28 protein-coding genes are annotated in these 24,216 nt (G+C 68.6%); 15 read left to right on the top strand and 13 right to left on the bottom strand.

Translation table 11 applies throughout. The annotated features are described in order from the left end of the window. Positions 1 to 312 precede the first annotated feature (312 nt). A complete protein-coding gene (locus GGR89_RS03685) occupies positions 313 to 807 on the bottom strand; it encodes an SspB family protein (RefSeq protein ID WP_125974074.1) in 495 nt (164 codons plus the stop codon). Between the two features lie 72 nt (positions 808 to 879). Here GGR89_RS03685 and hisB point away from each other — a divergent pair, with 72 nt between their 5' ends. The 5 genes from hisB to hisF are packed head-to-tail and all read left to right on the top strand — an operon-like array spanning position 880 to position 3,844. After that, on the top strand, positions 880 to 1,467 hold the full coding sequence (gene hisB, locus GGR89_RS03680; protein WP_116470859.1) for an imidazoleglycerol-phosphate dehydratase HisB: 588 nt from the start codon (positions 880 to 882) through the stop codon (positions 1,465 to 1,467). Next, on the top strand, positions 1,467 to 1,751 hold the full coding sequence (locus GGR89_RS03675; protein WP_125974076.1) for a YciI family protein: 285 nt from the start codon (positions 1,467 to 1,469) through the stop codon (positions 1,749 to 1,751). Before hisB ends, GGR89_RS03675 begins: the two co-directional genes overlap by 1 nt. Further along, the gene (hisH, locus tag GGR89_RS03670; protein WP_125974078.1) at positions 1,748 to 2,350 is read left to right on the top strand and encodes an imidazole glycerol phosphate synthase subunit HisH; all 603 of its coding nucleotides are present in this window, start codon (positions 1,748 to 1,750) and stop codon (positions 2,348 to 2,350) included. Before GGR89_RS03675 ends, hisH begins: the two co-directional genes overlap by 4 nt. A 7-nt stretch (positions 2,351 to 2,357) precedes the next feature. Then, entirely contained in the window at positions 2,358 to 3,086 is a 729-nt protein-coding gene (gene hisA / locus GGR89_RS03665) for a 1-(5-phosphoribosyl)-5-[(5-phosphoribosylamino)methylideneamino]imidazole-4-carboxamide isomerase (RefSeq protein WP_125974080.1), read from the top strand. After that, positions 3,083 to 3,844, top strand: coding sequence for an imidazole glycerol phosphate synthase subunit HisF (gene hisF, locus GGR89_RS03660; RefSeq protein ID WP_125974082.1), 762 nt, complete (start codon positions 3,083 to 3,085; stop codon positions 3,842 to 3,844). The genes hisA and hisF overlap by 4 nt, the downstream gene beginning before the upstream one ends. 21 nt (positions 3,845 to 3,865) lie before the next feature. Here hisF and GGR89_RS03655 read toward each other — a convergent pair whose 3' ends face one another. Together GGR89_RS03655 and GGR89_RS03650 are read right to left on the bottom strand one after the other, a co-directional pair. Further along, positions 3,866 to 4,309 (bottom strand): hypothetical protein, encoded by a 444-nt coding sequence (locus GGR89_RS03655; RefSeq protein ID WP_125974084.1) that lies wholly within the window; start codon positions 4,307 to 4,309, stop codon positions 3,866 to 3,868. 91 nt (positions 4,310 to 4,400) lie between these two features. Beyond that, positions 4,401 to 4,808 (bottom strand): YbaN family protein, encoded by a 408-nt coding sequence (locus GGR89_RS03650; RefSeq protein ID WP_125974144.1) that lies wholly within the window; start codon positions 4,806 to 4,808, stop codon positions 4,401 to 4,403. 109 nt (positions 4,809 to 4,917) lie between these two features. Between GGR89_RS03650 and GGR89_RS03645 the strand changes: the two genes are divergently transcribed. From GGR89_RS03645 to GGR89_RS03635, 3 genes are all read left to right on the top strand, one after another. Next, complete coding sequence (locus tag GGR89_RS03645; RefSeq protein ID WP_125974086.1) at positions 4,918 to 5,232, top strand: phosphoribosyl-ATP diphosphatase; 315 nt, start codon at positions 4,918 to 4,920, stop codon at positions 5,230 to 5,232. A gap of 200 nt (positions 5,233 to 5,432) precedes the next feature. Further along, positions 5,433 to 5,810, top strand: coding sequence for a histidine triad nucleotide-binding protein (locus GGR89_RS03640; RefSeq protein WP_125974088.1), 378 nt, complete (start codon positions 5,433 to 5,435; stop codon positions 5,808 to 5,810). Between the two features lie 129 nt (positions 5,811 to 5,939). Further along, positions 5,940 to 7,493 carry an amino acid permease gene (locus tag GGR89_RS03635; RefSeq protein ID WP_125974090.1) on the top strand — a complete coding sequence of 518 codons (1,554 nt, stop codon included), beginning with the start codon at positions 5,940 to 5,942 and terminating at the stop codon, positions 7,491 to 7,493. Positions 7,494 to 7,738: 245 nt separating this feature from the next. Here the strand turns inward: GGR89_RS03635 and GGR89_RS03630 are convergent, their stop codons facing one another. After that, entirely contained in the window at positions 7,739 to 8,737 is a 999-nt protein-coding gene (locus GGR89_RS03630; protein ID WP_125974092.1) for an adenosine kinase, read from the bottom strand. A gap of 73 nt (positions 8,738 to 8,810) precedes the next feature. Between GGR89_RS03630 and GGR89_RS03625 the strand changes: the two genes are divergently transcribed. After that, positions 8,811 to 9,197, top strand: coding sequence for a hypothetical protein (locus tag GGR89_RS03625; protein WP_125974094.1), 387 nt, complete (start codon positions 8,811 to 8,813; stop codon positions 9,195 to 9,197). A gap of 66 nt (positions 9,198 to 9,263) precedes the next feature. Here the strand turns inward: GGR89_RS03625 and GGR89_RS03620 are convergent, their stop codons facing one another. The 3 genes from GGR89_RS03620 to GGR89_RS03610 all read right to left on the bottom strand — a co-directional run bounded on the left by GGR89_RS03620 (position 9,264) and on the right by GGR89_RS03610 (position 12,364). Next, a complete protein-coding gene (locus GGR89_RS03620) occupies positions 9,264 to 10,241 on the bottom strand; it encodes a quinone oxidoreductase family protein (RefSeq protein WP_125974096.1) in 978 nt (325 codons plus the stop codon). A gap of 14 nt (positions 10,242 to 10,255) precedes the next feature. Beyond that, positions 10,256 to 12,028, bottom strand: a complete 1,773-nt coding sequence (locus tag GGR89_RS03615; RefSeq protein ID WP_125974098.1) for an SLC13 family permease — start codon at positions 12,026 to 12,028, stop codon at positions 10,256 to 10,258. Between the two features lie 123 nt (positions 12,029 to 12,151). Next, entirely contained in the window at positions 12,152 to 12,364 is a 213-nt protein-coding gene (locus GGR89_RS03610) for a hypothetical protein (protein ID WP_125974100.1), read from the bottom strand. A 75-nt stretch (positions 12,365 to 12,439) separates the two neighbouring features. Here GGR89_RS03610 and GGR89_RS03605 point away from each other — a divergent pair, with 75 nt between their 5' ends. Both GGR89_RS03605 and GGR89_RS03600 read left to right on the top strand, forming a co-directional pair. Beyond that, positions 12,440 to 12,688 (top strand): hypothetical protein, encoded by a 249-nt coding sequence (locus tag GGR89_RS03605; protein WP_125974102.1) that lies wholly within the window; start codon positions 12,440 to 12,442, stop codon positions 12,686 to 12,688. A gap of 68 nt (positions 12,689 to 12,756) precedes the next feature. Continuing rightward, positions 12,757 to 14,478 carry a DEAD/DEAH box helicase gene (locus GGR89_RS03600; protein ID WP_125974104.1) on the top strand — a complete coding sequence of 574 codons (1,722 nt, stop codon included), beginning with the start codon at positions 12,757 to 12,759 and terminating at the stop codon, positions 14,476 to 14,478. A gap of 171 nt (positions 14,479 to 14,649) precedes the next feature. On the opposite strand, the gene GGR89_RS03595 is transcribed toward GGR89_RS03600, so the two are convergent. From GGR89_RS03595 to rpiB, 4 genes are all read right to left on the bottom strand, one after another. Further along, entirely contained in the window at positions 14,650 to 15,372 is a 723-nt protein-coding gene (locus GGR89_RS03595; RefSeq protein ID WP_125974106.1) for an RNA methyltransferase, read from the bottom strand. Further along, entirely contained in the window at positions 15,369 to 15,830 is a 462-nt protein-coding gene (gene nrdR / locus GGR89_RS03590) for a transcriptional regulator NrdR (protein WP_064311935.1), read from the bottom strand. Before nrdR ends, GGR89_RS03595 begins: the two co-directional genes overlap by 4 nt. A gap of 129 nt (positions 15,831 to 15,959) precedes the next feature. Further along, positions 15,960 to 17,267 carry a serine hydroxymethyltransferase gene (gene glyA / locus GGR89_RS03585; protein WP_125974108.1) on the bottom strand — a complete coding sequence of 436 codons (1,308 nt, stop codon included), beginning with the start codon at positions 17,265 to 17,267 and terminating at the stop codon, positions 15,960 to 15,962. Beyond that, positions 17,264 to 17,716, bottom strand: coding sequence for a ribose 5-phosphate isomerase B (rpiB, locus tag GGR89_RS03580; protein WP_084582539.1), 453 nt, complete (start codon positions 17,714 to 17,716; stop codon positions 17,264 to 17,266). The genes glyA and rpiB overlap by 4 nt, the downstream gene beginning before the upstream one ends. A gap of 52 nt (positions 17,717 to 17,768) precedes the next feature. Between rpiB and GGR89_RS03575 the strand changes: the two genes are divergently transcribed. Further along, complete coding sequence (locus GGR89_RS03575; RefSeq protein ID WP_125974110.1) at positions 17,769 to 18,032, top strand: hypothetical protein; 264 nt, start codon at positions 17,769 to 17,771, stop codon at positions 18,030 to 18,032. Positions 18,033 to 18,212: 180 nt separating this feature from the next. On the opposite strand, the gene GGR89_RS03570 is transcribed toward GGR89_RS03575, so the two are convergent. Together GGR89_RS03570 and GGR89_RS03565 are read right to left on the bottom strand one after the other, a co-directional pair. After that, positions 18,213 to 19,421: an ABC transporter permease gene (locus GGR89_RS03570; RefSeq protein ID WP_125974112.1), complete on the bottom strand. Its 1,209-nt coding sequence runs from the start codon at positions 19,419 to 19,421 to the stop codon at positions 18,213 to 18,215. Continuing rightward, on the bottom strand, positions 19,418 to 20,344 hold the full coding sequence (locus tag GGR89_RS03565) for an ABC transporter ATP-binding protein (RefSeq protein ID WP_125974114.1): 927 nt from the start codon (positions 20,342 to 20,344) through the stop codon (positions 19,418 to 19,420). The genes GGR89_RS03570 and GGR89_RS03565 overlap by 4 nt, the downstream gene beginning before the upstream one ends. 42 nt (positions 20,345 to 20,386) lie before the next feature. Between GGR89_RS03565 and queG the strand changes: the two genes are divergently transcribed. From queG to GGR89_RS03550, 3 genes are all read left to right on the top strand, one after another. Continuing rightward, positions 20,387 to 21,532 carry a tRNA epoxyqueuosine(34) reductase QueG gene (queG, locus tag GGR89_RS03560; protein WP_167712783.1) on the top strand — a complete coding sequence of 382 codons (1,146 nt, stop codon included), beginning with the start codon at positions 20,387 to 20,389 and terminating at the stop codon, positions 21,530 to 21,532. Between the two features lie 146 nt (positions 21,533 to 21,678). Further along, positions 21,679 to 22,293: a 30S ribosomal protein S4 gene (rpsD, locus tag GGR89_RS03555; protein WP_019369873.1), complete on the top strand. Its 615-nt coding sequence runs from the start codon at positions 21,679 to 21,681 to the stop codon at positions 22,291 to 22,293. Positions 22,294 to 22,400: 107 nt separating this feature from the next. Then, a complete protein-coding gene (locus GGR89_RS03550; protein WP_125974118.1) occupies positions 22,401 to 24,035 on the top strand; it encodes a M28 family metallopeptidase in 1,635 nt (544 codons plus the stop codon). The last annotated feature ends 181 nt before the right edge of the window (positions 24,036 to 24,216 follow it).

Below are 24,216 nucleotides of genomic sequence, written 5' to 3'. Positions count from 1 at the left end.
GGCTATCGCATTTGAACCCGAAGGATATCGGTGCATCGAAAACCATCGTCATCCCGGCGGAAGCCGGGATCCATTGCCCTGTGCGCTGGGGGAAAGAACCGTGGCATCAGCGCCAATGGATCCCGGCTTCCGCCGGGATGACGGGAGTCCTTGGCCATATGCGATTGCTCTCCCCGCCAGGGGGAGGTGGCCCGCGCCAGCGGGTCGGAGGGGGAGGAAGCACGACGGTCCGAGAGGTTCCGGCACCCCCCCTCCGTCGCCTTCGGCGCCACCTCTCCCTGGCGGGGGAGGAAACGCTATGGGCTCCCGCCCTTACTTCTTCCGCTTGAAGTCCACCGACACGACGTTCGAGCCGTCCTCGGCGGGCTTGGCCACCGGGCCGTCGCCGTCATTCTCGGCGTCGTCATGCTCGTGCGGTTCGGGGCCCTCGGGGCCTTCGGTCGCCTGGAAGCGCAGCTCGAAATTCACCGCCGGATCGTGGAAGCCGGTGATCGCCGCGAACGGGATCGTCAGGATCGACGGGATCTGGTTGAAGCTGAGCCCCACCGAGAATTTCCGGTCGTCCACCGTCAGGTCCCAGTAGCGGTGCTGGAGGACGATGGTCATCTCGTCCGGGAACCGCTCCATCAGCCGCTGCGGGATGTCGACCCCGGGCGCCTGCGTCTTGAAGGTGATGTAGAAATGATGCGCGCCCGGCAGGCCGCCCGACTGCGCCACCGAGCCGAGCACACGGCCCACCACGGCGCGCAGGGCTTCCTGCACGATCTCGTCATACGGAATCAAACTATCGGGCACGGTGCCGTTCATGCTCCCTTGGGTAGCGGCTGAAAATATCGGGTCAAGATTGCATGCGTCGCTATCAGCGTTATGTGCACCCTCATGCGCACCGCGACGATCCGCCGGAAGACCAGCGAAACCTCGATCGACGTCACCGTCAACCTCGACGGCACCGGCGTCTATACCATCCATACGGGCATCGGATTCTTCGATCACATGCTCGAGCAGCTGAGCCGCCACTCGCTGATCGACATGGACGTCAAGACCGTGGGCGACCTCCATATCGACCAGCACCACACGGTGGAGGACACCGGGCTGGCGATCGGCGAGGCGATCGCCAAGGCGCTGGGCGACAAGAAGGGCATCCGCCGCTATGCCGACGCGCTCTCGCCGATGGACGAGACGCTGACCCGCGTCGCGATCGACATTTCCGGCCGCCCCTATCTCGTGTGGAAGACCGAATTCTCGCAGAAGAAGCTCGGCGAGATGGACACCGAGATGTTCGAGCATTGGTTCCACAGCTTCGCCCAGACCGCAGGGCTGACGCTGCACGTCGAGACTTTGTACGGCAGCAACAACCACCATATCGCCGAAGCCGCGTTCAAGGGCCTGGCCCGTGCGCTGCGCGAGGCGGTGGAGATCGATCCGCGCAAGGCGGATGCCATCCCGTCGACCAAGGGAGTGCTGTGATGATCCTCGTGCTGCTGACCTACAAGGTGGACATTTCCGAGATCGACGCGCTTCGCCCGGCGCATGTCGACTGGCTCAAGCAGGGCGTCGCCGACGGGCGGCTGCTGGTCGCGGGCCGCAAGGTGCCGGTGACCGGCGGCTTCTTCATGGCGCGCGGCTCGCTCGAAGAAGTGCAGGCCTGGGCCGCGGGCGACCCCTTCGCCACTGCCGGTGCGGCGGAATATGCGTTCATCGAAGTCGCCCCGAGCATCCTCGCGCCGGGGCTGGAAGCGCTCGGCCAGTGACGGTCGCGCTGATCGATTACGGCGCGGGCAACCTCCACTCGGTGCACAATGCGCTGAAGGCGGCGGGTGCTGCCGACATCGCGGTGACGGCGGACCCGGCGGTGGTGCTCGGCGCGGATCGGGTGGTGCTGCCCGGCGTCGGCGCGTTCGGCGCCTGCGCCTCGGGCCTGCGCGCGCTGCCGGGCATGATCGAGGCGCTGGAGACCCGCGTGCTGCGCGATGCGGTGCCGTTCCTCGGCGTGTGCGTCGGCATGCAGCTGCTCGCGACGACCGGCGAGGAGCTCGGCAGCCATGCCGGGCTTGGCTGGATCCCCGGCACCGTCCGCCAGCTGCCCGCGAGCCCCGAGCTGCGCGTCCCGCACATGGGCTGGAACGACGTGGTGCCGGTGGCCGACCACCCGCTGATCGAGCGCGGCGAGGCCTATTTCCTCCACAGCTTCGCGTTTGACGGCGACGCGGTGCTCGCGACCACCGAGCATGGCGGCCCGGTGACCGCCGCGATCGGCCGCGACAACATCGTCGGCCTGCAGTTCCACCCCGAGAAGAGCCAGCGCTACGGCATCGCGCTGCTCGAACGATTCCTCGCCTGGAAGCCCTGAGATCCCCATGACCCTGCACATCTTCCCCGCCATCGATCTCAAGGCCGGCCAGGTCGTCCGCCTGGCCGAAGGCGACATGGCGCGCGCCACCGTCTATGGCGACGACCCCGCCGCCCAGGCAGCGCTGTTCGCCGAGGCCGGCGCCGAGTGGCTGCACGTCGTCGACCTCGACGGCGCGTTCGCGGGCGAATCGGTCAATGGCCTCGCGGTGGCCAACATCCTCGCCCGGACGCCGAGCAAGGTGCAGCTCGGCGGCGGCATCCGGAACCATGAATCGATCAGCCGCTGGCTCGACATGGGCGTGACCCGCGTCGTGATCGGCACCGCCGCGCTGGAGAACCCGGACCTCGTCCGCGAAGCCGCCCGCGCGCATCCCGGCCAGATCGTCGTCGCGGTGGACGCCCGCGACGGCATGGTCGCGACGCATGGCTGGGCCGATGTGTCGGACGTGAGCGTCGTCGATCTCGCCCGCCGCTTCGAGGACGCGGGCGTCGCCGCGCTGCTCTTCACCGATGTCGGCCGCGACGGACTGCTCAAGGGCTGCAATGTCGAGGCGACCGTGGCGCTCGCCCGCGCCGTGTCGATCCCGGTGATCGCCAGCGGCGGCGTCACCGACATCCACGACATCCATGCGCTGCGCACCCATGTCGACGACGGCATCGAAGGCGTGATCTCGGGCCGCGCGCTCTATGACGGCCGGCTCGACCTCGCCGAGGCGATCGAGGCGGGGCGATGACCGTCCGCGCCCGCGTCATCCCCTGCCTCGACGTGGCGAACGGCCGCGTCGTCAAGGGCGTCAACTTCGTCGAGCTGCGCGACGCCGGCGATCCGGTCGAGCAGGCCCGCGCCTATGACGCCGCGGGCGCCGACGAGCTGTGCTTCCTCGACATCACCGCCAGCCACGAGGCGCGCGGCACGATCCTCGACGTGGTGCGCCGCACCGCCGAGGTGTGCTTCATGCCGCTCACCGTCGGCGGCGGCGTGCGCAGCGTCGAGGATGCCCGCGCGCTGCTGCTGGCCGGCGCCGACAAGGTCGCGGTGAACAGCGCCGCGGTGTCGCGGCCGGAAGTGGTGGCGGAGATCGCCGACCGGATGGGCAGCCAGTGCGTCGTCGCCTCGGTCGACGCGCGGCGGACCGGCGACGGGCGCTGGGAGGTGTTCACCCATGGCGGCCGCCGCGCCACCGGCATCGACGCGGTCGAGCATGCGCTGCGCCTCGCCGAGCTGGGCGCAGGCGAGCTGCTCGTCACCTCGATGGACCGCGACGGCACCCGCGATGGCTATGACCTCGAGCTGATCCGCACCATCGCCGACCAGGTGACCGTGCCGGTGGTCGCCTCGGGCGGCGTCGGCGGGCTGGACGATCTGGTCGCGGGCATCCGCGACGGCCATGCCTCGGCGGTGCTCGCGGCGTCGATCTTCCACTTCGGCCAGGCGACCATCGCCGAGGCGCATGCCGCGCTGGCGGCGGCGGGGATACCGGTAAGGGGGTAGAAGATCATTGTCAGCGCAAGCCTAGTTCCCTCCCTTGAGCGCTGTCATTCGGCTCCTCTGTAACCACCACCAAGAGAGTCCTGTCGGCACACCATAAAGAATACCCAGATCAGATCGACCAACCTCCCAAAGCCTGTAGTAACCAAAAAAGAGGAGGTGATCGATGGCGTAGAATACAAGCTTACCGGCAACTGCGCCGACAACTCCCGCGACCAAGCCAATCCACCATTGATCCCGCTGAGCATGAAGCGCACGTGCTGCTGGAACTCCGAAAAGCAGCAATCCCAAGCTTACGAACGGCAGTGCGAGAAAGCCGTAGACCGCGACGATAAGCGGAATCGCCCACGCTTCAGACCATTTAAACTGCGGCTCGTCCGACCACGCCAACGCACATTGCATGATGATGCCGCTATATGCACCAATGAGCGAGGCAGCCAGAAATGAGCGGCGGGACAGCTTTTCCATGTAGCTGCCATATCAAGTAAGTGCTCCTTTCCTACCCACTTCCATGCATGAGCGGCCGCTTCGAAGCGCCGAGAGGCACGCATTCGCCGACCTAAACAGCCGTCGGCCGGCTCAGCACATACCACGCGCAGCCCAGCATCGCCGCCGCCACCCCGACCGCCAGCCAGGGCCCCGGCCGCGCGCCCCAGGCGAACAGGCCGTAGCCGAGCGCCATGCCGGCACAGGCCAGCGCCTTGCCCTTGCGCGGGATCGCGCCCTGTTCGCGCCACGCGACCAGCGTCGGCCCGAATCGCGGATGGTCGATCAGCCACGCCTCCAGCCGCGGCGAGGAGCGGGCGAAGCAGCCGGCGGCGAGGATCAGGAAGATCGTCGTCGGCAGCAGCGGCAGCAGCGCGCCGATGAAGCCGAGCGCGACGAACACGAAGCCCAGCCCCAGCCACAAGGGCCGCGACAGGCGCGAGCCGCCCGGCACCGTCGTCGATTCGCGTTCCTGCACCATCGTCATTCCGCCCTGCTACCCGCGAATCGCTCGCAGCTACCATAGGGGAAGCCCCGCAATCCCGCGCCCCAGGATTGACAGCGCCGCACGGCTCCCGCAGCCGGAGACCATGGCCGACCTTCTCGACACGCTCGAACAGACCATCCGCGACCGCCGCCTGGGCGATCCCGCGACCAGCTATGTCGCCAAGCTCACCGCCCGCGGCCGCGCCAAGATCGCGCAGAAGCTGGGCGAGGAAGCCACCGAAGCGGTAATCGCCGCGATCCAGGACGATCGCGCGGAGTTGGTGAAGGAATCGGCGGACCTGCTCTTCCACCTGCTCGTGCTGCTGGCGGACATGGGGCTGAGCCTCGACGATGTCCGCGCCGAGCTGGTGCGGCGCGAAGGCGTGTCCGGGATTGCCGAAAAGGCGGCGCGGGGATGAGGTTGCTCCCCTCCAATTCCTCCCCGGCACGGGGAGGGGGACCATTCGCGCAGCGAATGGTGGAGGGGCCGCCGCGGCACGCGGCGGGATCCTGCGCTGAAATCGGGCACCGCGCCTCGCGGCGCGGCCCCTCCACCACGCGGCTGCGCCGCGCGGTCCCCCTCCCCGTGCCGGGGAGGATTCAAGCCACGGAGCCACCAATGCCGATCGACCCGACCCAGCCCTATGACGACCAGAACATCTTCGCCAAGATCCTGCGCGGCGAGATTCCGGCGAAGAAGGTATTTGAGGACGAGCACGCCCTCGCCTTCCACGACATCGCGCCCCAGGCGCCGCACCATATCCTGGTGATCCCCAAGGGCGCCTATGTCAGCTGGGACGATTTCTCGGCCCGTGCATCCGACGCCGAGATCGCCGGGTTCATCCGCGCCGTCGGCAAGGTCGCCCGCGAGGCGGGGTTCGTCGAACCCGGCTACCGCTTGCTCGCCAATACCGGCCTCCATGCCGGGCAGGAAGTGCCGCACCTGCACGTCCATATCTTCGCGGGCCAGCCGCTCGGGCCGATGCTCGCGCGGTAATTGCGTGTGCACGCAACATTGTTTCACATCCGCACGCGGTAGGGGATTGCGCGGGCCGCGTTTGGGGCTAGGCTCGCGCCTTTACCAATTGGGGGCGGCGCTACGCTCGCCGCATATGGGGATCACGCAATGATATTCGGGCGCGTAAAGCCTCTCGATGCCATTCTCGCTACAGCCGAAAAGAAATCGCTCCACCGCTCGCTGGGTGCCTTCCAGCTGACCATGCTCGGCATCGGCGCGGTGATCGGCACCGGCATCTTCGTGCTCACCGCCGAGGCCGCGCAGAAGGCCGGGCCGGGCATGATGGTCTCGTTCGTCATCGCCGGCTTCGTCTGCGCCGTCGCGGCGCTCTGCTATGCCGAGATGGCGGCGATGGTGCCGGTCTCGGGCTCCGCCTATACCTATAGCTACGCCGTGATGGGCGAGCTGGTCGCCTGGATGGTCGGCTGGGCGCTGATCCTCGAATATGCCATCGCGGCGGGGGCCGTCTCGGTCGGCTGGTCCGGCTATATGATGGGGTTCATCCAGAACAATTTCGGCATCGTCGTGCCGCTGCAGCTGATCCGCGGGCCGTTCGACGGCGGCATGATCAACCTGCCGGCGATGGCGGTCGCCGCGATCGTCACCGCGCTGCTGGTCAAGGGCACCAAGGAAAGCGCCTCGGTCAACGCGATCCTGGTCGGCATCAAGATCCTCGCCCTGGCGATGTTCGTGATCGTGACGATCCCGGTGCTGAAGACCGGCCAGTTCACCCCGTTCGCGCCGCTCGGCTTCGCCGGCATCTCGGGCGCCGCCGCCTCGATCTTCTTCGCCTATGTCGGCTTCGACGCGGTCTCGACCGCGGCCGAGGAGACCAAGAACCCGCAGCGCAACATGCCAATCGGCCTGATCGGCAGCCTCGCGATCTGCACCATCTTCTACATGCTGGTCGCCGCCGGCGTGATCGGCACCGTCGGCGCGCAGCCGGTCTATGGCCCGGGCGGCGAAGTGCTCTCGCCCGGCACGCCCGCGCTGTCGCAGGCCTGTTCGGCGCTCACCGAGCAGGCAGTGGTGTGCTCGAAGGAAGCGCTGGCCTGGACGCTGCGCTCGATCGGCCATCCGTTCCTCGGCTGGCTGGTGGGCGCCGCGGCGATCATCGCGCTGCCCTCGGTCATCCTGATGATGATGTTCGGCCAGACCCGCATCTTCTTCGTGATGAGCCGCGACGGCCTGCTGCCCGAATTCTTCTCGCGCGTGCACCCGAAGTTCCACACCCCGCACGTCATCACCGTCCTGACCGGCATCTTCGTGTCGCTGTTCGCGGCGTTCTTCCCCGTCGGCCTGCTGGCGGACGTGTCGAACTCGGGCACGCTGTTCGCCTTCGCCGCAGTGTCGATCGCGGTGCTGGTGCTGCGCCGGACCGACCCCACGCGCCACCGCCCGTTCCGCACCCCGGCGATCATGGTGACCGCGCCCATCGCGATCGCGGGCTGCCTCTATCTGTTCGTCAGCCTCTCCGGCCCGACGATCGCGCTGTTCTTCGGCTGGGCCGTCGTCGGCCTGGTGGTCTATTACAGCTACAGCCGCTCGCGCAGCCATGTCGGCCGCGGGCTGGTCGACGTGCCGGAAATCGATGCCGACGCGCCGCCCCAGCCGGTGCCGCCGATCGGCGACGCCCACACGCCGGGCTACAAGGACGCCTGATCCGCGGCTTGCAGGCGCAAAAAGAAAGGGCCGGAGGCGCGATCCTCCGGCCCTTCTTCTTTGGTGGCTGGTGGTTATGCAACGACTGGCCGAGGCCCATGCCTCTCCGCAATCGACATCCCGGCGGAAGCCGGGATCCAGTCGCCTCTCGGCAGCAGCAAGAGCCTAGGCGGAGCCCCCAATGGATCCCGGCTTTCGCCGGGATGACGTTCCCTGGGAGCGTCGGCCCCGCCACAACCGCCGTGTCAGCCGATCTTCGCGGCGGCGAGCGCCTTCAGGTCCTTCTCGGCACGCGCGCCATAATGCTGGATGATCTCCGCCGCGCAGATCGCGCCGAGCTGGAGCGACTCCTTCAGCCCCTTGCCCTGCGCCTGGCCGTGCAGGAAACCGGCGGCGAACATGTCGCCCGCGCCGGTGGTGTCGACCAGCGCCGCGATCGGTTCGGCGGGAACTTCGATCCGCTCGTCGCCCTGGAGGGCCATCGCCCCCTTCTCGCTGCGGGTGACGACGAGTAGCGGCACCTTGCCATGGATGTGCTGCACCGCCGCTTCGAAATCTTCATGCGCGCACAAGGCGAGCAACTCGGCCTCGTTGGCGAACAGGATGTCGATCAGCCCGTCCTCGATCAACTTGCGGAAATCGTCGCCGTGGCGCGAGATGCAGAACACGTCGGACAGGGTGAAGGCGACCTTGCGGCCGGCGGCGCGGGCGATGTCGATCGCCTTGCGCATCGCGGCGCGCGGCTCTTCGGGATCCCAGAGATAGCCTTCGAGATAGAGGATCGCGCCGTTCGCGATCAGCTGCTCGTCGAGCGCGGCGGCGGGCAGATACTGCGAGGCGCCGAGGAAGGTGTTCATCGTGCGCTGGCCGTCCGGCGTCACGAAGATCAGGCAGCGCGCGGAGGTCGGCTGGCCGGGGCGCGCCGCGGTGTCGAAATGGACGCCGGCGGCGCGGATGTCGTGCGCGAACACCGCGCCGATCTGGTCGTCGGCCACCTGGCCGATGAACGCCGCCTTGCCGCCGAGTGCCGCGATCCCCGCGACGGTGTTCGCCGCCGAACCGCCGGAAACCTCGCGACCCGGGCCCATCTTGGCGTAGAGCGCATCGGCCTCTTCGGGCGAGAACATCAGCTGCATCGAACCCTTGGGCACGCCGATCGATTCGATGAAGGCGTCGTCGGCCTGGGCGAGGATGTCGACGATCGCATTGCCGATCGCGACCACGTCGTAGCTGGGGTTGGTCAAGGTTCAGGGCTCCAATGATAGTGGGCGTCGCCCTAGAGAGAGGCAGATACAAGTGCAACCAAGGGAAAACCGTTTGAACGCTGTCCGTCTCGCCAAGTCCTCGGTGCCCTTGTCGGCGCTGCTGCTCGCCGCCTGTTCGGGAACGGTACCGGCGGCGCGGCCGGCGGCGCCGCTGCCGGTGCCGGGGCGCGTGCCCGAGCAGCCGGCGAACCTCGCGCCGATCCGCGGGCTCACCGCCCCGCAGCTGCTCGCGCGCTTCGGCCAGCCCCGGCTCGACGTGACCGAGGGCAAGGGCCGCAAGCTGCAGTTCGTGGGGCCGATCTGCGTGCTCGACGCGTACTTGTACCCGCCCGAGCGCGGCGGCGGCGCGGCGGCGGTGACCTGGGTGGATGCCCGCCAGCGCAACGGCAGCCCGCTCGACCAGGCGAGCTGCGTCGCGGCGCTGAGCAAGCGGAAGTAGCTCCCCTCCCCCGCCCCCCTCCCGCAAGCGGGAGGGGGGCGCAGGCTTATCCCTCCGCCCTGCGTCTTACGGCAGCAGGATCGTCGAGCCCGTCGTCTGCCCGCTTTCGATCGCGCGGTGCGCCTCCGCTGCATCCTTGATCGCGAAGCGCTGGCCGATCTCCGGCTTCACCGCGCCCTTTTCCAGCATCTCGAACAACCGCGCCGCGCCCGCCTGCCGCTCCTCGGGCGCGACATAATAGTCGAACAGCTTCGGCCGGGTGACGAACAGCGAGCCATGCTGGTTGAGCGTGGCGAGCTTCACCCCCTCCACCGAGCCGCTGGCATTGCCATAGCTGATGATCAGCCCGCGCCGCGCCGCCGATCCCAGCGAGGCTTCCCAGGTCGCCTTGCCGATCCCGTCGAGCACCACCGGCACGCCTTCGCCGCCGGTGATCTCGCGCACCCGCGCCGCGACATCCTCCTGCCCGCGCGACAGCAGCACATGGTCGCAGCCGACCGCGCGCGCCTTCTCCACCTTGGCTTCGTGGCCGACCGTGCCGATCACCGTCGCGCCGATGCCCTTGAGCCAGCCGACCGCAATCTGCCCGACGCCGCCGGCAGCGCTGTGCACCAGTACGGTCCAGCCCGGCTGCACCTTGGCGGCGCGCTCGACCATGAACTCGACCGTGCAGCCCTTGAGCAGCACGGCGGCAGCGGTCTCGCAGCTGATATCGTCGGGCAGCTTGAACAGGCTGTCCGCCTTGAGGTTACGCGCCGTGGCATAGGCGCCGAGGGCCGGCCCGAAGGTCGCCGCGCGATCGCCGACCGCGAAGCCGGTGACGCCCTCGCCCACCGCCTCGATCACCCCCGCGCCCTCGACGCCGATGCCCGAAGGCAGCTGCGCCGGATAGACGCCGGTGCGGTGGTACACGTCGATGAAGTTGAGCCCCGCCGCTTGCGTCCGCAGCCGCACCTCGCCGGGGCCGGGCGCGGGAAGGTCGACCTCGACCCATTGCAGCACATCGGGACCGCCGGTCTGCTCGAAGCGAATCATCTGTTCCATGGAAACTTCGTCCCTCAATGTATCGGCCACACGGCCATGATCAGCGGCGTGCCTATCAGCAGCACGAGCAACGACAAGGGCGCGCCGAGCCGCGCATAGTCACCGAACCTGTAGCCGCCCGGCCCCATCACCAGCGTGTTGCACTGGTGCCCGATCGGGGTGAGGAAGTCGCAGCCCGCGCCCACCGCGGTCGCCATCAGGAACGCCTCGGGCCGGTAGCCGAGCTCGCCTGCGAAGGTGGCGGCGATCGGCGCCATTACCAGCACCGTCGCGGCGTTGTTGAGAAAGGGCGTCACCGCCATCGCGGCCGCCAGGATCATCGCGACCGCGCCCCAGGGCGGCAGCGTCGCGGCGATATGGCCGAGGTTGTCGCCGATGATCTTGCTGGCGCCGGTGGTGCGCAGCGAATCGCTCACCGGGATCAGCGCGCCCAGCATCACCAGGATCGGCCATTCGATATGCTCATAGGCCTCGCGCACCGGCAGCGCGCCGAGCAGGATGGTTAGCCCCGCCGCGGCGAAGAACGCGACCGCCACAGGGACATAGCCGGTCGCCGTCGCCGCCATCGCCACGCCGAGGATGGCCAGCGGCAGCAGGCCCTTGCGGGCGCTGCCCAGCCGCAGCTCGCGCTGCGCGAGCGGCAGGCAGCCGAGCTCGCCCAGCCGCTCGAACAAAAGGTCGAGCGGCCCCTGCAGCACGATCACGTCGCCCGCGCGCAGTTCGATATCGCCCAGCCGGGCAGACAGCCGCTCGCCCTGGCGCGAAACGGCGATAAGGTTCACCCCGAAGCGTTCGTGCAGTCCCAGCCGCCCGGCGGTGCGGCCGATCAGTGCGGAGTCGGTGCCGATCACCGCCTCGATCACCCCGACTTCGCTGGTATTGCCTTCGGGCTGGGCACGGTCCTGCCCCTCCAGCACCAGCGCATCGGTGGCGATCACGCGTTCCAGATCGTCGGGCGCGCCGGCGAGGATCAGCACGTCGTCGGCGCGCAGGCGATTGTCCGGGAAGGGCGTGCTGCGGATGCCGCCGCGCAGGATGGTGGTCACCGCCACCGCATGATCGTGGCGCTCGCGAAACTCGGCGACCGTCTCGCCTTCCGCGGCCGATCCTTCCGGCACTGCCGCCTCGGTGACATAGTCCTCGATGTCCATCGCCTCGCCCAGCGTCGGCGCGGCGCGGCGGTCGCGCGGGATCAGCCGATAGGCGAAGCGCAGGAACACGAGGCCGACCAGCGTCAGCCCCAGCCCCACCGGCGCATAGTCGAACATGCCGAAGGGCTGGCCGGTCATCTCCTCGCGCACCCGGCTAACGATGATGTTGGGCGAGGTGCCGATCAGCGTGATCAGCCCGCCGAGCAGCGACGCGAACGACATCGGCATCAGGAAGGTGGCCGGCGAGGCCTTGGAGCGCTTGGCCATCTGGAAGGCGACCGGCATCATCATCGCCAGCGCGCCGATGTTCTTGACCAGCGCCGAGGCGAAGCCGACGCTGGCGCTGAGCAGCAGCAGCTGCGACCGCACCCGCGTCACCCGTCGCTGGAGCAGCAGCATCGCGCGCTCGATCACGCCCGAGCGCTGGACGGCGGCGGAGAGGACGAGCGCCGAGGCGACGATGATGACGATGTCGTCGGCGAACCCGGTGAACGCCTCCTTGGGCTTCACCACGCCCACTGCCAGCGCCGCGAGCAGCGCCAGCACGGCCACCATGTCGTAGCGGAGCTTGCCCCATATGAAGAGCAGCATCATGCCGGCGAGCACGACGAGGGACAGGATCTGGGGTGTGGTCAAGCGTACCTCGCGGAAGGGGGTGCGAGGATGGAACGCCGCGGTGCGAGGTTGGGTCCGAAGCCCGCTACATCCTCCCCACAGGGGGAGGGATACGCTTTTTACCTTCGGATGCTCAGCACAGCCTCAGTGGACCGTCCCCAGCACCTTGGGCACGGACAGCAGCACCACCAGCCGTTCGATCTGGCGCCAGCGGCAGAAGTGGATGACGTTGCCGAGATCGCGGCTCGCCTCGGCGCGCGCGGCGGCTTCGCCGCACGCGGCATGGCCGAAGCGCCGAATCAGATCGGCCGCGTCGTGCACTTCGTCGCGATCGCTCAGATAGGGGTAGACGTCCATTGCAACTCCAACACTGGGGCAGCCCCCGGCCCGTGCCGGCCTGATACACCGGTTTCCCTTCCGCTCCGGTGGACGATGCTGGTGAACGATCGGGAAACCATGGCTAAGGCTGGCGCTTCGCGCAGATTCGTGGCAAGGGGCACCATGCAGTCCACCCCTTCGCGCACGCCGATGGCCGGCGGCTTCCTGTTGACGGCGAGCATTCTCGTCGGCGCAGTGGCCGGGGCCCTACGCGGAGAAGCGACGGTGGGATTGCTGGCCGGGCTGGCAGTGGGGTGTCTCCTCACGCTCGCCGTCTGGCTGATCGATCGCGCGCGAGGTTAGAGGGGCGCGCCTGCAACACTGTATCGGGCTTGCGGTGCGCCGCGCGTAGCCCCAATTTTAGGGTCTCAATGTCTATTTCGAATCTACCGACGCGCCTCGCCGAGGCGCTGGAACAGCGTGGCTATTCCACGCTGACCCCCGTTCAGTCCGCCGTCCTGGAAGACCAGGCCGCCGGCCGCGACCTCATCGTCTCCGCCCAGACGGGCTCGGGCAAGACGGTCGCCTTCGGCCTCGCCATGGCGCCCGAACTGCTCGCCGGCGAAGAGATGCTGCCGCCCGCCGGCGCGCCGCTCGCCCTCATCATCGCGCCGACGCGTGAGCTGGCGCTGCAGGTCAGCCGCGAGCTGATCTGGCTGTACAGCCCGGCCGGCGCGCGCATCGCCACCTGCGTCGGCGGCATGGACGCCTCGAAGGAGCGTCGCACGCTCAACCACGGCGCGCATATCGTCGTCGGCACGCCGGGCCGCCTGCGCGACCATCTCGAGCGCGGCGCGCTCGACCTCTCCAGCCTGCGCGTCGCGGTGCTCGACGAGGCCGACGAGATGCTCGACATGGGCTTCCGCGAAGAGCTGGAGGCGATCCTCGACGCGACGCCGGAGGACCGCCGCACGCTGCTGTTCTCGGCGACGATGCCGCGCCCGATCGTGGCGCTGGCCAAGCGCTACCAGCGCAACGCCTTCCAGATCACCACCAAGAGCGACGATCGCGGCCACGGCGACATCAGCTACCAGGCAGTGACCGTCGCGCCTGCCGATATCGAGCATGTCGTGATCAACCTGCTGCGCCTGCACGAGGCGGAGACGGCGATCCTGTTCTGCGCCACGCGCGACAATGTCCGCCACCTGCACGCCAGCCTGATCGAGCGCGGCTTCGCGGCCGTCGCCCTCTCCGGCGAGCATTCGCAGTCCGAGCGCAACCATGCGCTGCAGGCGCTGCGCGATCGCCGTGCCCGCGTCTGCGTCGCCACCGACGTCGCCGCGCGCGGCATCGACCTGCCGACGCTGACGCTGGTGGTCCATGTCGAGCTGCCGCGCGATGCCGAGACGCTCCAGCACCGTTCGGGCCGCACCGGCCGCGCGGGCAAGAAGGGCACCGCGGTGCTGATCGTCCCCTATCCGCGCCGCCGCCGCGTCGAGCAGATGCTGCACGGTGCGCGCATCCCGGCCGAGTGGATCGACGCCCCGACGCCGGAGCAGATCCGCGCAGCCGATCGCGAACGCCTGATCGCCGCGCTGCTCCAGCCGATCGAGACGGACGAGGAAGACGTCGCACTCGCCGAGCGCCTGCTCGCCGAGAAGACCCCGGCCGAGATCGCCGCCGCGCTGGTCCGCGCGCACCGTTCGCAGCTGCCCGAACCCGAGGAGCTGATCGAGGCGACGCCGGAGGCACGCCGCGCCGCGCAGCAGGAGCGGCATCGCCCCGGCTTCGACGATACCGTGTGGTTCCGCATGGATATCGGCCGTCGCCAGAATGCCGATCCGCGCTGGATCCTGCCGCTGATCTGCCGCCGCGGACACATCACCCGGAACGAGGTCGGCGCGATCCGCATCGCGGCGAACGAGACGCACTTCCAGATCCCGGCGCAGCTGGCAGCGAAGTTCGCGAGCGCGGTCGACAAGTTCGCGCGCACCGCGGGCGATGATGACGACGGCATCCGCATCGAGCGCGCGACCGATGCGCCGCAGCCGGGTGCGCGTGCCGATGGCCCCGCGCGTCGCGGGCCGCCGAACCGCAGCAACGCCAACGGCAAGCCCGGCGGCTTCCGCAAGGGCCCGCCGCGCGGGCGTTGAGCTTTGGAATATGCTCCCCTTCCCGGCGCGGAGGGGGAGCTGTTCGCTCTACTTGAAGCTGTCATCCCGGCGAAAGCCGGGATCCATTCGCCACTACGCCAAAGCAAAAGCCGCACCGGGGACCCCAATGGATTCCGGCTTTCGCCGGAATGACGATTATGGGCTGGGCCGTTACTCCGCCCGGTGACGCTTCCGGCCATCCAGCGCCGACAGCACGCCGCGCAGCGTGCGCAGTTCCTGGCTCGACCAGCGCGGCTTGGTGAGCAGCGTGCGCAGCGTGCGCTTGGTCGAGGGCACCCGGTCCGGCGGGAAATAATAGCCCGAGTCGTCCAGCATCGCATCGAGCTGGCCGATCATCCCGTCCAGCTCCTCCTGCGGCGCAGGGGGATCGAGATCGACCGCGGGCGGGCTCTCCAGCCCGACATGCTTCGACCATTCATAGGCGACCAGGATCACCGCCTGGGCGAGGTTGAGCGAACCGAACTCGGGGTTGATCGGCACGGTGATGATCGTGCGCGCGAGCGCCACATCGTCGGTCTCCAGCCCCGAACGCTCCGGCCCGAACAGGATCGCGCTGCGCGTGGCTGCGCCATGGATCTCGCGCGCGGCGACCTCGGGGGTCACCACCGGCTTGGTCACGCCGCGCTTGCGCACCGTGGTGGCATAGACATGGGTGCAGTCCGCCACCGCATCGGCGACGCTCTCGAACACCTGCGCCTTTTCGAGCACTAGATCGGCACCGCTCGCCGCGGGACCGGCCGAGGGATTCGGCCAGCCGTCGCGCGGGCTCACCAGCCGCATCTCGGTCAGCCCGAAGTTGAGCATGGCGCGCGCGGCCTTGCCGATATTCTCGCCCAGCTGCGGGCGGACGAGCACGATCACGGGGGAATTCAACTTTTGCCGACCTCGCTGACGTTACCGGCGAATTCCTCGAAATCCTTCGCCTCGCGAAAATCCTTATACACGCTGGCGAAGCGGATATAGGCCACCGAATCGAGGCCCTTGAGCGCCTCCATCACCAGCTCGCCGATGCGCTGGGAGGGGATTTCGCTTTCGCCCGTCGTTTCCAGCTGGCGCTGGATGCCGGAGACCAGCCGCTCGATCTGCGCGGGCTGGATCGGCCGCTTGCGGCACGCGGTGGAGACCGAGCGCATCAGCTTCTCGCGCTCGAACGGCTCGCGCCGGTCTCCGCTCTTCACGACGGTCAGGTCGCGCAGCTGGATACGCTCGAAGGTGGTGAAGCGCGCACCGCACGCCTCGCACTGCCGGCGCCTGCGGATCGCCGCCCCGTCGTCGGTGGGGCGGCTATCCTTTACCTGGCTGGCTTCATTCGAACAGAAGGGGCAGCGCATATCAGCCCTCTCCCCATTGGGGAGAGGGAGGAGCCGCGAAGCGGCGGGGGGAGAGGGGCAGTGGGGAAAGGCCTTTCAGGCCCCTCTCCCCGGCCCTCTCCCCGCAAGCGGGGAGAGGGAGAAGCTGCATCAGCCGCCGTAGATCGGGAAGCGTTCGCACAGCGCGCGCACGCGGGCCTTCACATCGGCCTCGACCGCGGCGTCGCCCGCCTCGCCCTTCGAGCGCAGGCCCTCGAGCACGTCGGCGACCATGTTGCCGATCTCGCGGAACTCGGCCGGGCCGAAGCCGCGGGTGGTGCCCGCCGGCGAGCCGACGCGGATGCCGCTGGTCTTCATCGGCGGCAGCGGATCGTTGGGGATGCCGTTCTTGTTGCAGGTGATCGCGGCGCGCTCCAGCGCCTCGTCGGCGTCCTTGCCGGTCACGCCCAGCGGGGTGAGGTCGACCAGCGCCAGATGCGTGTCGGTGCCGCCCGAGACGAGGTTCGCGCCGCGCTCCTTGAGCGTCGCCGCCAGCACCTTGGCGTTCTCGACCACCGCCGCGGCATAGCTCTTGAACTCGGGACGCAGCGCCTCGCCGAACGCGACCGCCTTGGCGGCGATCACGTGCATCAGCGGGCCGCCCTGAAGCCCTGGGAACACCGCCGAGTTGATCTTCTTGGCGATGGCCTCGTCGTTGGTCAGGATCATGCCGCCGCGCGGACCACGCAGCGTCTTGTGCGTGGTGGTGGTGACGACATGGGCGTGGCCGAACGGCGTTGGATGCACGCCGCCGGCGACCAGGCCGGCGAAGTGCGCCATGTCGACCATGAACATCGCGCCGACTTCGTCCGCGATCGCGCGGAAGCGGGCGAAATCGATGTGGCGCGGATAGGCCGAGCCGCCGGTGATGATCAGCTTGGGCTTGTGCTCGCGGGCAAGCGCGGCGACCTGGTCATAGTCGATCAGATGGTCGTCGGGGCGGACGCCGTACTGGACCGCGTTGAACCACTTGCCGCTCATCGCCGCGCGGGCGCCGTGGGTCAGGTGGCCGCCGGCATCGAGGCTGAGGCCGAGGATGGTGTCGCCCGGCTTGGTCAGCGCGAGCATCACCGCGCCATTGGCCTGCGCGCCGGAGTGCGGCTGGACGTTGGCGAAGTCGCAGTTGAACAGCTGCTTGGCGCGATCGATCGCCAGCTGCTCGACCTCGTCCGACGGGTGGCAGCCCTGGTAATAGCGCTTGCCCGGATAGCCCTCGGCATATTTGTTGGTGAACACCGAGCCCTGCGCCTCGAGCACCGCCTTGGAGACGATGTTCTCCGAGGCGATCAGCTCGATCTGATACTGCTCGCGGGCGAGCTCGTGCTCGACGCCGGCGAATACCGCGGGATCGACTTCGCTCAGGGTTTTGGTGAAGAAGCCATCCGGCTGAAGGCCTGCCGTAACGGGGTTGGTGCTCATGCGGGGCTCCTTTCGGGGTTGCTCAGCTTCTCCACGCGACGGACGTGCCGGTCGCCGAGGAAAGCCGTTTCAAGAAACTGGGTGACGCACGCCTTGGCCATCTCGATGCCGATCATCCGCGCGCCGAGGGCGATGACATTGGCATCGTTATGCTCGCGCGCAAGGCCGGCCGAGAGCGGCTCGGAGACGAGCGCGCAGCGGGCGGCGGGGTTGCGGTTGACCGCGATCGAGATGCCGATCCCCGATCCGCACAGCGCGATGCCGAAGGTCGCCTCGCCGGTCTCGATCGCCTTGCCGAGGCGGTAGCCATAGTCGGGATAGTCGACGCTCTCGGGTCCGTTGGTGCCCAGATCGAGCACGTCATGACCGGCTGCGCGCAACCAATCGGCGAGTTCTGCCTTCATTCCGTAGGCGGCGTGATCCGAGGCGAGGGCGATGCGATGTGACATGGCGGCCCTCTACGCGCGTGTGCGCCCGCTGGCTAGACACCCAGGAGACCATATGCCGAAGACTTTGTCCGTTCTGCTTCCCGCGCTCGCTCTCGGCCTCGCCGCCTGCTCGCCGAGCACCGAGGACCGCGTCGACAATTCGCTCGACCGTACCGGCGACTCGCTGGCCAATGCGGCCGACCGGCTGGGCGATCGGATCGAGAACCGCGCCGATGCCGCCGGTCGCGCGATCCGCGAGGGCGCGGACGACACCGGCGATGCGCTCGCCAACGGCGTGGACCGCACCGGCAACGCGATCGACGACGCGACGCATTGACCTTCCTTTCCCTCTCCCCACCGGGGAGAGGGAGGGGCCCGCCGCCGGAGGCGGTGGGAGGGAGAGGGGCAATGCGCGGCGTTGCCTCGCGCGACTGCTCCGCAGCCGCTCACCCTCTCCAAGCTACGCTAGGCGCTGTCGCGCCAAGCTTCGCTATCCTCTCCCTCAAGGGAGAGGATCCTACGCCACCGCCTTCTTTCCCCGCTTCGGGCTCCCGGACTTGAGCACCCCGCGCCGGAAAAGCCGCGCCGCGATCGTCAACGTGATCGCCACCCACAGCGCCTGCCAGGCAAAGGCGAGCGCGTGGGGCCAGAGCTCGGGCGCATTCGCCGCGCGCGCGGCCATCGCCATGGGCGAGCTGAACGGCATGATCTCCGCCGCCATCGCCACCCAGCTTTCCGGATTGCCCGCCGCATAGGAGGCCATGCCGAACATCGCGAACTGGAAGATGGTGATCGGCAGCGACAGCATCTGGATCTCGCGCTGGGTGGAGGCGAGCGCGCCGATGCCGAGGAACACCGCGCTCTGCAGCAGATAGGCCATTACGAAATAGCCGATCAGCAGCAGCGGGAAGATCGGCCCCACCGCGACGCTCAGATCGGACAGCCCGCTCCCCATGCCCGCAGGCAGCAGCTTGGGCAGATTGGCGATCAGCGTGCCCCAGAAGGCAACGAACAGCAGCGCCGACCCGAAGGCGCCGAGCAGCTTGCCGAAGAACACGCTTTCCAACGGCACCGCCGCGGCAAGGATCTCGATCACCTTGTTCGACCGCTCCTCGGCCATCGCCCCCACCGCCTGGCCCGAGAGCATCAGCGTGACGAGAAAGATCGCGAAGGTGGAGAAATAGGCGGCCTGCCCGCGCCCGCTGACGGTCGGCGCCTGCACGGCAATGATCTCGAAGCGCGCGGTGCTGCGGACGTCCGGCGCATGCGCGGCCCGCAGCGTCTGGGTGGCGAGCGCGGCGAGATAGCGTCCTTCCGCCTCGGCACCGGCGCGGCGCAGCACCATCGGATGATCGAGCGGGCCATACAGAACCGCCGCCGCCTCGATCGCATCCGAGTCGAACAGCGCGCGCGCCTGCCGCGCCGCGTCGCCCTGCGGCGCCTCCAGCTGCAGCCGGGGCCGCGCGGAATCGCGGCTGAACACGCTGCGCAGTTCGCGATCGGCGGCGCGCAGGTCCTCGTGCTGGTCAACAGGCACGATTGCGACGAGTACCTGCCGGGCCTCGCCGGCGGCGCCCGCCGCCTGCCCGCTCAGCCCGCCGATGATCCCGAACCCGATCATCAGCAGCGGGCTCAGCAGGAACAGCAGGAAGGTCGGCGTCATCACCGTCGCGGTGAGGTCGCGGCGCGCGATGGTCAGCGCCTGACGGAGGAAGCGCGGCATCATGCGATCGTCTCCGGCTGGTCGGCCAGCGCCTCGGCACCGACGATCCGGACAAAGGCATCGTGCAGCCCCGGCCGCTCGATCGACAGGCCGGAAATGCCGTGCCCCGCATCGATCAGCCGGACGAGCAGCGCCTCGATCCCGCCATCGGGCATGGTGAAGCGCCAGCTGCCGCCCTCGCGCACCGCGTCGTCCGGCAGCATCGCGCCGATCGCATCGGCATCGTGGTGCGGCGTATAGCGGGCACGCAGCGGCAGCAGCGCGCGCGCTTCGTCGACGGTGCCTTCGAACCGCACCTTGCCGCCCGCGATCACCGAGATCCGCTCGCACAGCCGCTCGGCATGCGCCATGACATGGGTGGAGAAGAGGATCGTCGCGCCGCGATCGCGCTGGCCGCGAATCAGCAATTCCAGCCGCTCCTGGTTCACGGGATCGAGCCCCGAAAAGGGTTCGTCGAGCACCAGCAGCTCGGGTTCGTGCACCACCGAGCCGAGCAGCTGGACGAGCTGCGCCATGCCCTTGGACAGCTTGCGGATCTTGTCGTCGGCGGCATGGCCGAGCCCCGCGCTTTCGAGCAGTTCCCCTGCCCGCTTGCGGCCGGTCGCCCAGGGCAGCCCGCGCAGCGCGCCCATGAAGGCGATCGCCTCGCGACACTTCATGTTGGGATAGAGGCCGCGCTCCTCGGGCAGATAGCCGACCTGGTCGCTCCGATCGCGTGGGAAGCGGCTGCCGAGCAATGTCCGTTCGCCCTCGTCGGGCTCGATGATGCCGAGCAGCATGCGCAGCGTGGTGGTCTTGCCCGCACCGTTGGGGCCGAGCACGCCGTAGATCAGCCCCTTGGGCACCGCGATGCCGACGCCGTCGACGGCGCGCCGGTCTCCGAAGCGCTTGACCAGCCCGGAGGCACTGACGGCGAGTTGCTGCAACGATGCCTCCCCCTAGCAATCGCAACGTGGTAGCGGGTGCGCGTGCGGCAAGACAAGTCCATCGAGGAACGGCTGAAGGCGAAGGCGGCGGAGATCGGCTTTGCGGCGTGCGGCGTCGCGCATGCCGATGCCGCGCCGCGCACCGCCGAGCGCCTTCGCCAGTGGCTTGCCGAAGGCGCGCATGGCGAGATGCTGTGGATGGAGGAACGCGCCGAGCAGCGCGGCAGCCCGAGGGGCCTGTGGCCCGAGGTGCGATCGGTGATCGCGCTGGGCATGAGCTACGCTCCCGCCAACGATCCGCTGGCGCTGGCGGCCGAGGGCGAGATCGGCCGCATCTCGGTCTATGCGCAAGGCGCCGACTATCATGACGTGGTCAAGCGCAGGCTGAAGGAGCTCGCGCGCTGGCTGGTCGCCGAGGCGCCGGGCGCCGACGTGAAGGTGTTCGTCGATACCGCGCCGGTGATGGAAAAGCCACTGTCCGAGGCCGCCGGGCTCGGCTGGCAGGGCAAGCACACCAATCTGGTCAGCCGCAGCCATGGCAGCTGGCTGTTCCTCGGCGCGATCTACACCACGCTCGACCTCGCCTCCGATGGCCCGAGCGGCGGCGGCTGCGGCAGCTGCGACGCCTGCCAGACCGCCTGCCCGACGGGCGCCTTCCCCGCCCCCTATCGGATCGACGCGCGCCGCTGCGTCTCCTACCTGACGATCGAGAACAAGGGGCCCATTCCGCGCGAACTGCGCGAAGGCATCGGCAACCGCATCTATGGCTGCGACGACTGCCTGGCGGTCTGCCCGTGGAACAAGTTCGCCGCCGCCGCCCAGGCGAACCTCGCCTTCCACCCCCGCGCCGAGCTGACCGTGCCCTACCTCGCCGATCTGCTGGCGCTCGATGACGCAAGCTTCCGCGCAGTCTTCGCCGGCTCGCCGATCAAGCGCATCGGCCGTGACCGGATGGTGCGCAACTGCCTGATCGCCGCCGGCAACAGCGGCAGCGATCGGTTGGTTGCGCCGGTGCTGGCGCTGCTCGACGATCCCGCGCCGGTCGTACGCGGCGCGGCTGCGTGGGCGCTGGAACGGCTCGATCGGGCCCGCTGGCAGATAGAAAGCGGTGCCCGGGTAGCGCACGACCCCGACCCGCAGGTTCGCGCCGAATGGCTCGGGCTTGACTCACCCGCCCCACCCCGCTAGGCGCGCCGCTTCGCAATTGGCCCCGCACCCCCGGTGAAGCGGTGGCCCTGCGCTTTTCCCGACGGAGGAGCGCAGGCGAAACCGGGATTGCGATCAGGACGGCGTGCCGCCCGGGTCAACGTCACAGCAATTGGTAAGGAATTGACATGTCGAAGCGCTCCAGCGCCAAGCATAAGCTCGATCGCCGCATGGGCGAAAACATCTGGGGTCGTCCGAAGTCCCCGGTGAACAAGCGCGAATACGGCCCGGGCCAGCACGGTCAGCGCCGCAAGGGCAAGATGTCGGACTTCGGCATCCAGCTGCGCGCCAAGCAGAAGCTCAAGGGCTATTACGGCGACATCACCGAGAAGCAGTTCAAGCGCTCGTACGAAGACGCGTCGCGCATGAAGGGCGACACCGGTCAGAACCTGATCGGCCTGCTCGAGCAGCGCCTCGACATGATCGTCTACCGCGCCAAGTTCGCGCCGACGATCTTCGCGGCCCGCCAGCTGGTCAACCACGGCCATGTCCGCGTCGACGGCGAGAAGTGCAACATCGGTTCGCGCCGCATCAAGCCGGGCCAGGAAATCAGCCTGAGCAGCAAGGCGCAGGAAATGGCGCTGGTCATGGAAGCGCAGAGCCTCGCCGAGCGCGACATCCCCGACTATGTCGCGCCGGACGGCGCGGCGAAGGTCACCTTCACCCGCGTGCCGACGCTCGACGAAGTGCCGTACCCGGTGAAGATGGAACCGAACCTGGTCGTCGAGTTCTACTCGCGCTAATTCGGCTTCCTTCGGGAAACGAGAAACGGGGCGGTCCTTCGGGGCCGCCCTTTTTCGTTGTGCGGATGGCCACGAATCCGCAGAACGGGCGCACCAGGAGGAATTCCATGCGCTTCTCGTTGCTTGCCCTTGCGTTGCTCTCGACCACCGCTGCCGCCCAGGCGCAGACCGCTGCCCCGGCCATTTCGCTCGATACGCTGAAGACCGTCACGCAGACCCTGTCGTCCGACGCGTTCGAGGGGCGCAAGCCGACCACGGCGGGCGAGGACAAGACGATCGCTTATCTGATCGAGCGCTTCCAGAAGGCGGGGCTCAAGCCCGGCAACAAGGGCCAGTGGGTGCAGGACGTGCCGCTGGTGGAACTCAGCGTGCAGAGCCCCAGCAAGCTCGCCTTCACCGGCGGCAAGACGCCGGTGTCGCTCGCCTATGGCAGCGAGGCGGTGTTCTCCACCTATCGCGTCACGCCGAAGATCGACCTGAAGGACAGCGAGGTCGTGTTCGTCGGCTATGGCATCAACGCGCCCGAGCGCGGCTGGAACGACTATGCCGGGCTCGACGTGAAGGGGAAGACGGTCGTCATCCTGATCAACGATCCCGACTGGCAGACCATGACGCTGGACGGCCCGTTCGGCGGCCGCGCGATGACCTATTATGGCCGCTGGACCTACAAGTACGAGGAAGCCGCCCGCCAGGGCGCCGCGGGCGCGATCATCATCCACGATACCGAGCCCGCCGCCTATGGCTGGGGCGTGGTCGAGAGCAGCTGGGGCGGCCCCAAGCTTGAGCAGGACACACCCGGCGACCATGAAGACCAGTCGCAGCTGATCGGCTGGATCCAGCAGGATGCGGCCAAGGCGCTCTTCGCCAGCGCCGGCAAGGACTATGCCGCGCTGGTCGAGGCGGCCAGGCACAAGGGCTTCAAGGCGGTGCCGCTGGGGGTGAAAGCGTCGGCCAGCTTCGGCGTCGGCATCAAGCGCCAGGCCTCGAAGAACGTCGTCGGCATCCTGCCCGGCACCGCCAAGCCCGACGAGGTGGTGCTGTTCTCGGCGCACTGGGACCATCTCGGCCGCTGCAAGCCGGTGAACGGCGACGATATCTGCAACGGCGCGGTCGACAATGCCACCGGCACCGCCGGGCTGGTCGCGCTCGCCGAGGCCCATGCCAAGGCAGGCCCTTCCAGGCGGAGCATGGTGTTCCTGGCGGTGACCGCCGAGGAACAGGGGCTGATCGGCTCGCAATATTATGCCGAGCATCCGGTCTACCCGCTGGCGAAGACGGTGGGGGGCGTGAACATGGACGGGCTCAACATCGTCGGCAAGGCGAAGGATTTCGTGCTGGTCGGCGCGGGCAAGTCCGAGTTGGAAGAGATGGTCAAGCCGCTGGTCGCCGCCGAGGGCCGGGTGATCGGCGTGGAGTCGACGCCCGAGAAGGGCAGCTATTACCGATCGGACCATTTCAGCTTCGCCAAGCTCGGCGTGCCGATGCTCTATGGCGAGAGCGGCGACGATCTGGTCGTCGGCGGCAAGGCGGCCGGCGCCAAGGCGGCGGAGGACTATACCGACCAGCGCTACCACAAGCCGCAGGACGAATATGATCCCAACTGGAACTGGGACGGCGCGCTGTCCGACCTGCGGATCTATTACGGCCTGGGCCGCGAACTGGCCGAGGGGAGCGGCTGGCCGAACTGGTTCAAGGACGCCGAATTCCGCAGCATCCGCGACAAGGCGCGGGCGGGGCAGTAACGCGGTCCCGCGCCCCTTCCGTCGACATCCCGGCGAAAGCCGGGATCCATTGGGGTCTCCGTCACGGCACCTGCCGATACCGAGAGGCGAATGGGTCCCGGCTTCCGCCGGGATGACGATCGAAGGGTGGAAGCTGCCGCTGCCCACCGCGGCCTTTCCCCTGTAACCGTACGGGGCTAAA

The organism is Sphingomonas trueperi (assembly GCF_011927635.1).
GTDB classification, from domain to species: Bacteria; Pseudomonadota; Alphaproteobacteria; order Sphingomonadales; family Sphingomonadaceae; genus Sphingomonas; species Sphingomonas trueperi.
This window is presented reverse-complemented; position numbering and strand designations above follow the sequence as displayed.

Coding starts and splice junctions, on each gene's coding strand:
- rpsD (WP_019369873.1), top strand. CDS start 21,679: ATGTCGAAGCGCTCCAGCGCCAAGCATAAGCTCGATCGCCGCATGGGC.
- GGR89_RS03600 (WP_125974104.1), top strand. CDS start 12,757: ATGTCTATTTCGAATCTACCGACGCGCCTCGCCGAGGCGCTGGAACAG.
- GGR89_RS03620 (WP_125974096.1), bottom strand. CDS start 10,241: ATGGAACAGATGATTCGCTTCGAGCAGACCGGCGGTCCCGATGTGCTG.
- hisF (WP_125974082.1), top strand. CDS start 3,083: ATGACCGTCCGCGCCCGCGTCATCCCCTGCCTCGACGTGGCGAACGGC.
- GGR89_RS03645 (WP_125974086.1), top strand. CDS start 4,918: ATGGCCGACCTTCTCGACACGCTCGAACAGACCATCCGCGACCGCCGC.
- hisA (WP_125974080.1), top strand. CDS start 2,358: ATGACCCTGCACATCTTCCCCGCCATCGATCTCAAGGCCGGCCAGGTC.
- GGR89_RS03550 (WP_125974118.1), top strand. CDS start 22,401: ATGCGCTTCTCGTTGCTTGCCCTTGCGTTGCTCTCGACCACCGCTGCC.
- GGR89_RS03640 (WP_125974088.1), top strand. CDS start 5,433: ATGCCGATCGACCCGACCCAGCCCTATGACGACCAGAACATCTTCGCC.
- GGR89_RS03675 (WP_125974076.1), top strand. CDS start 1,467: ATGATCCTCGTGCTGCTGACCTACAAGGTGGACATTTCCGAGATCGAC.
- GGR89_RS03635 (WP_125974090.1), top strand. CDS start 5,940: ATGATATTCGGGCGCGTAAAGCCTCTCGATGCCATTCTCGCTACAGCC.
- GGR89_RS03610 (WP_125974100.1), bottom strand. CDS start 12,364: ATGGACGTCTACCCCTATCTGAGCGATCGCGACGAAGTGCACGACGCG.
- GGR89_RS03650 (WP_125974144.1), bottom strand. CDS start 4,808: ATGGTGCAGGAACGCGAATCGACGACGGTGCCGGGCGGCTCGCGCCTG.
- GGR89_RS03685 (WP_125974074.1), bottom strand. CDS start 807: ATGAACGGCACCGTGCCCGATAGTTTGATTCCGTATGACGAGATCGTG.
- GGR89_RS03655 (WP_125974084.1), bottom strand. CDS start 4,309: ATGGAAAAGCTGTCCCGCCGCTCATTTCTGGCTGCCTCGCTCATTGGT.
- glyA (WP_125974108.1), bottom strand. CDS start 17,267: ATGAGCACCAACCCCGTTACGGCAGGCCTTCAGCCGGATGGCTTCTTC.
- hisB (WP_116470859.1), top strand. CDS start 880: ATGCGCACCGCGACGATCCGCCGGAAGACCAGCGAAACCTCGATCGAC.
- GGR89_RS03575 (WP_125974110.1), top strand. CDS start 17,769: ATGCCGAAGACTTTGTCCGTTCTGCTTCCCGCGCTCGCTCTCGGCCTC.
- GGR89_RS03605 (WP_125974102.1), top strand. CDS start 12,440: ATGCTGGTGAACGATCGGGAAACCATGGCTAAGGCTGGCGCTTCGCGC.
- nrdR (WP_064311935.1), bottom strand. CDS start 15,830: ATGCGCTGCCCCTTCTGTTCGAATGAAGCCAGCCAGGTAAAGGATAGC.
- GGR89_RS03570 (WP_125974112.1), bottom strand. CDS start 19,421: ATGATGCCGCGCTTCCTCCGTCAGGCGCTGACCATCGCGCGCCGCGAC.
- rpiB (WP_084582539.1), bottom strand. CDS start 17,716: ATGTCACATCGCATCGCCCTCGCCTCGGATCACGCCGCCTACGGAATG.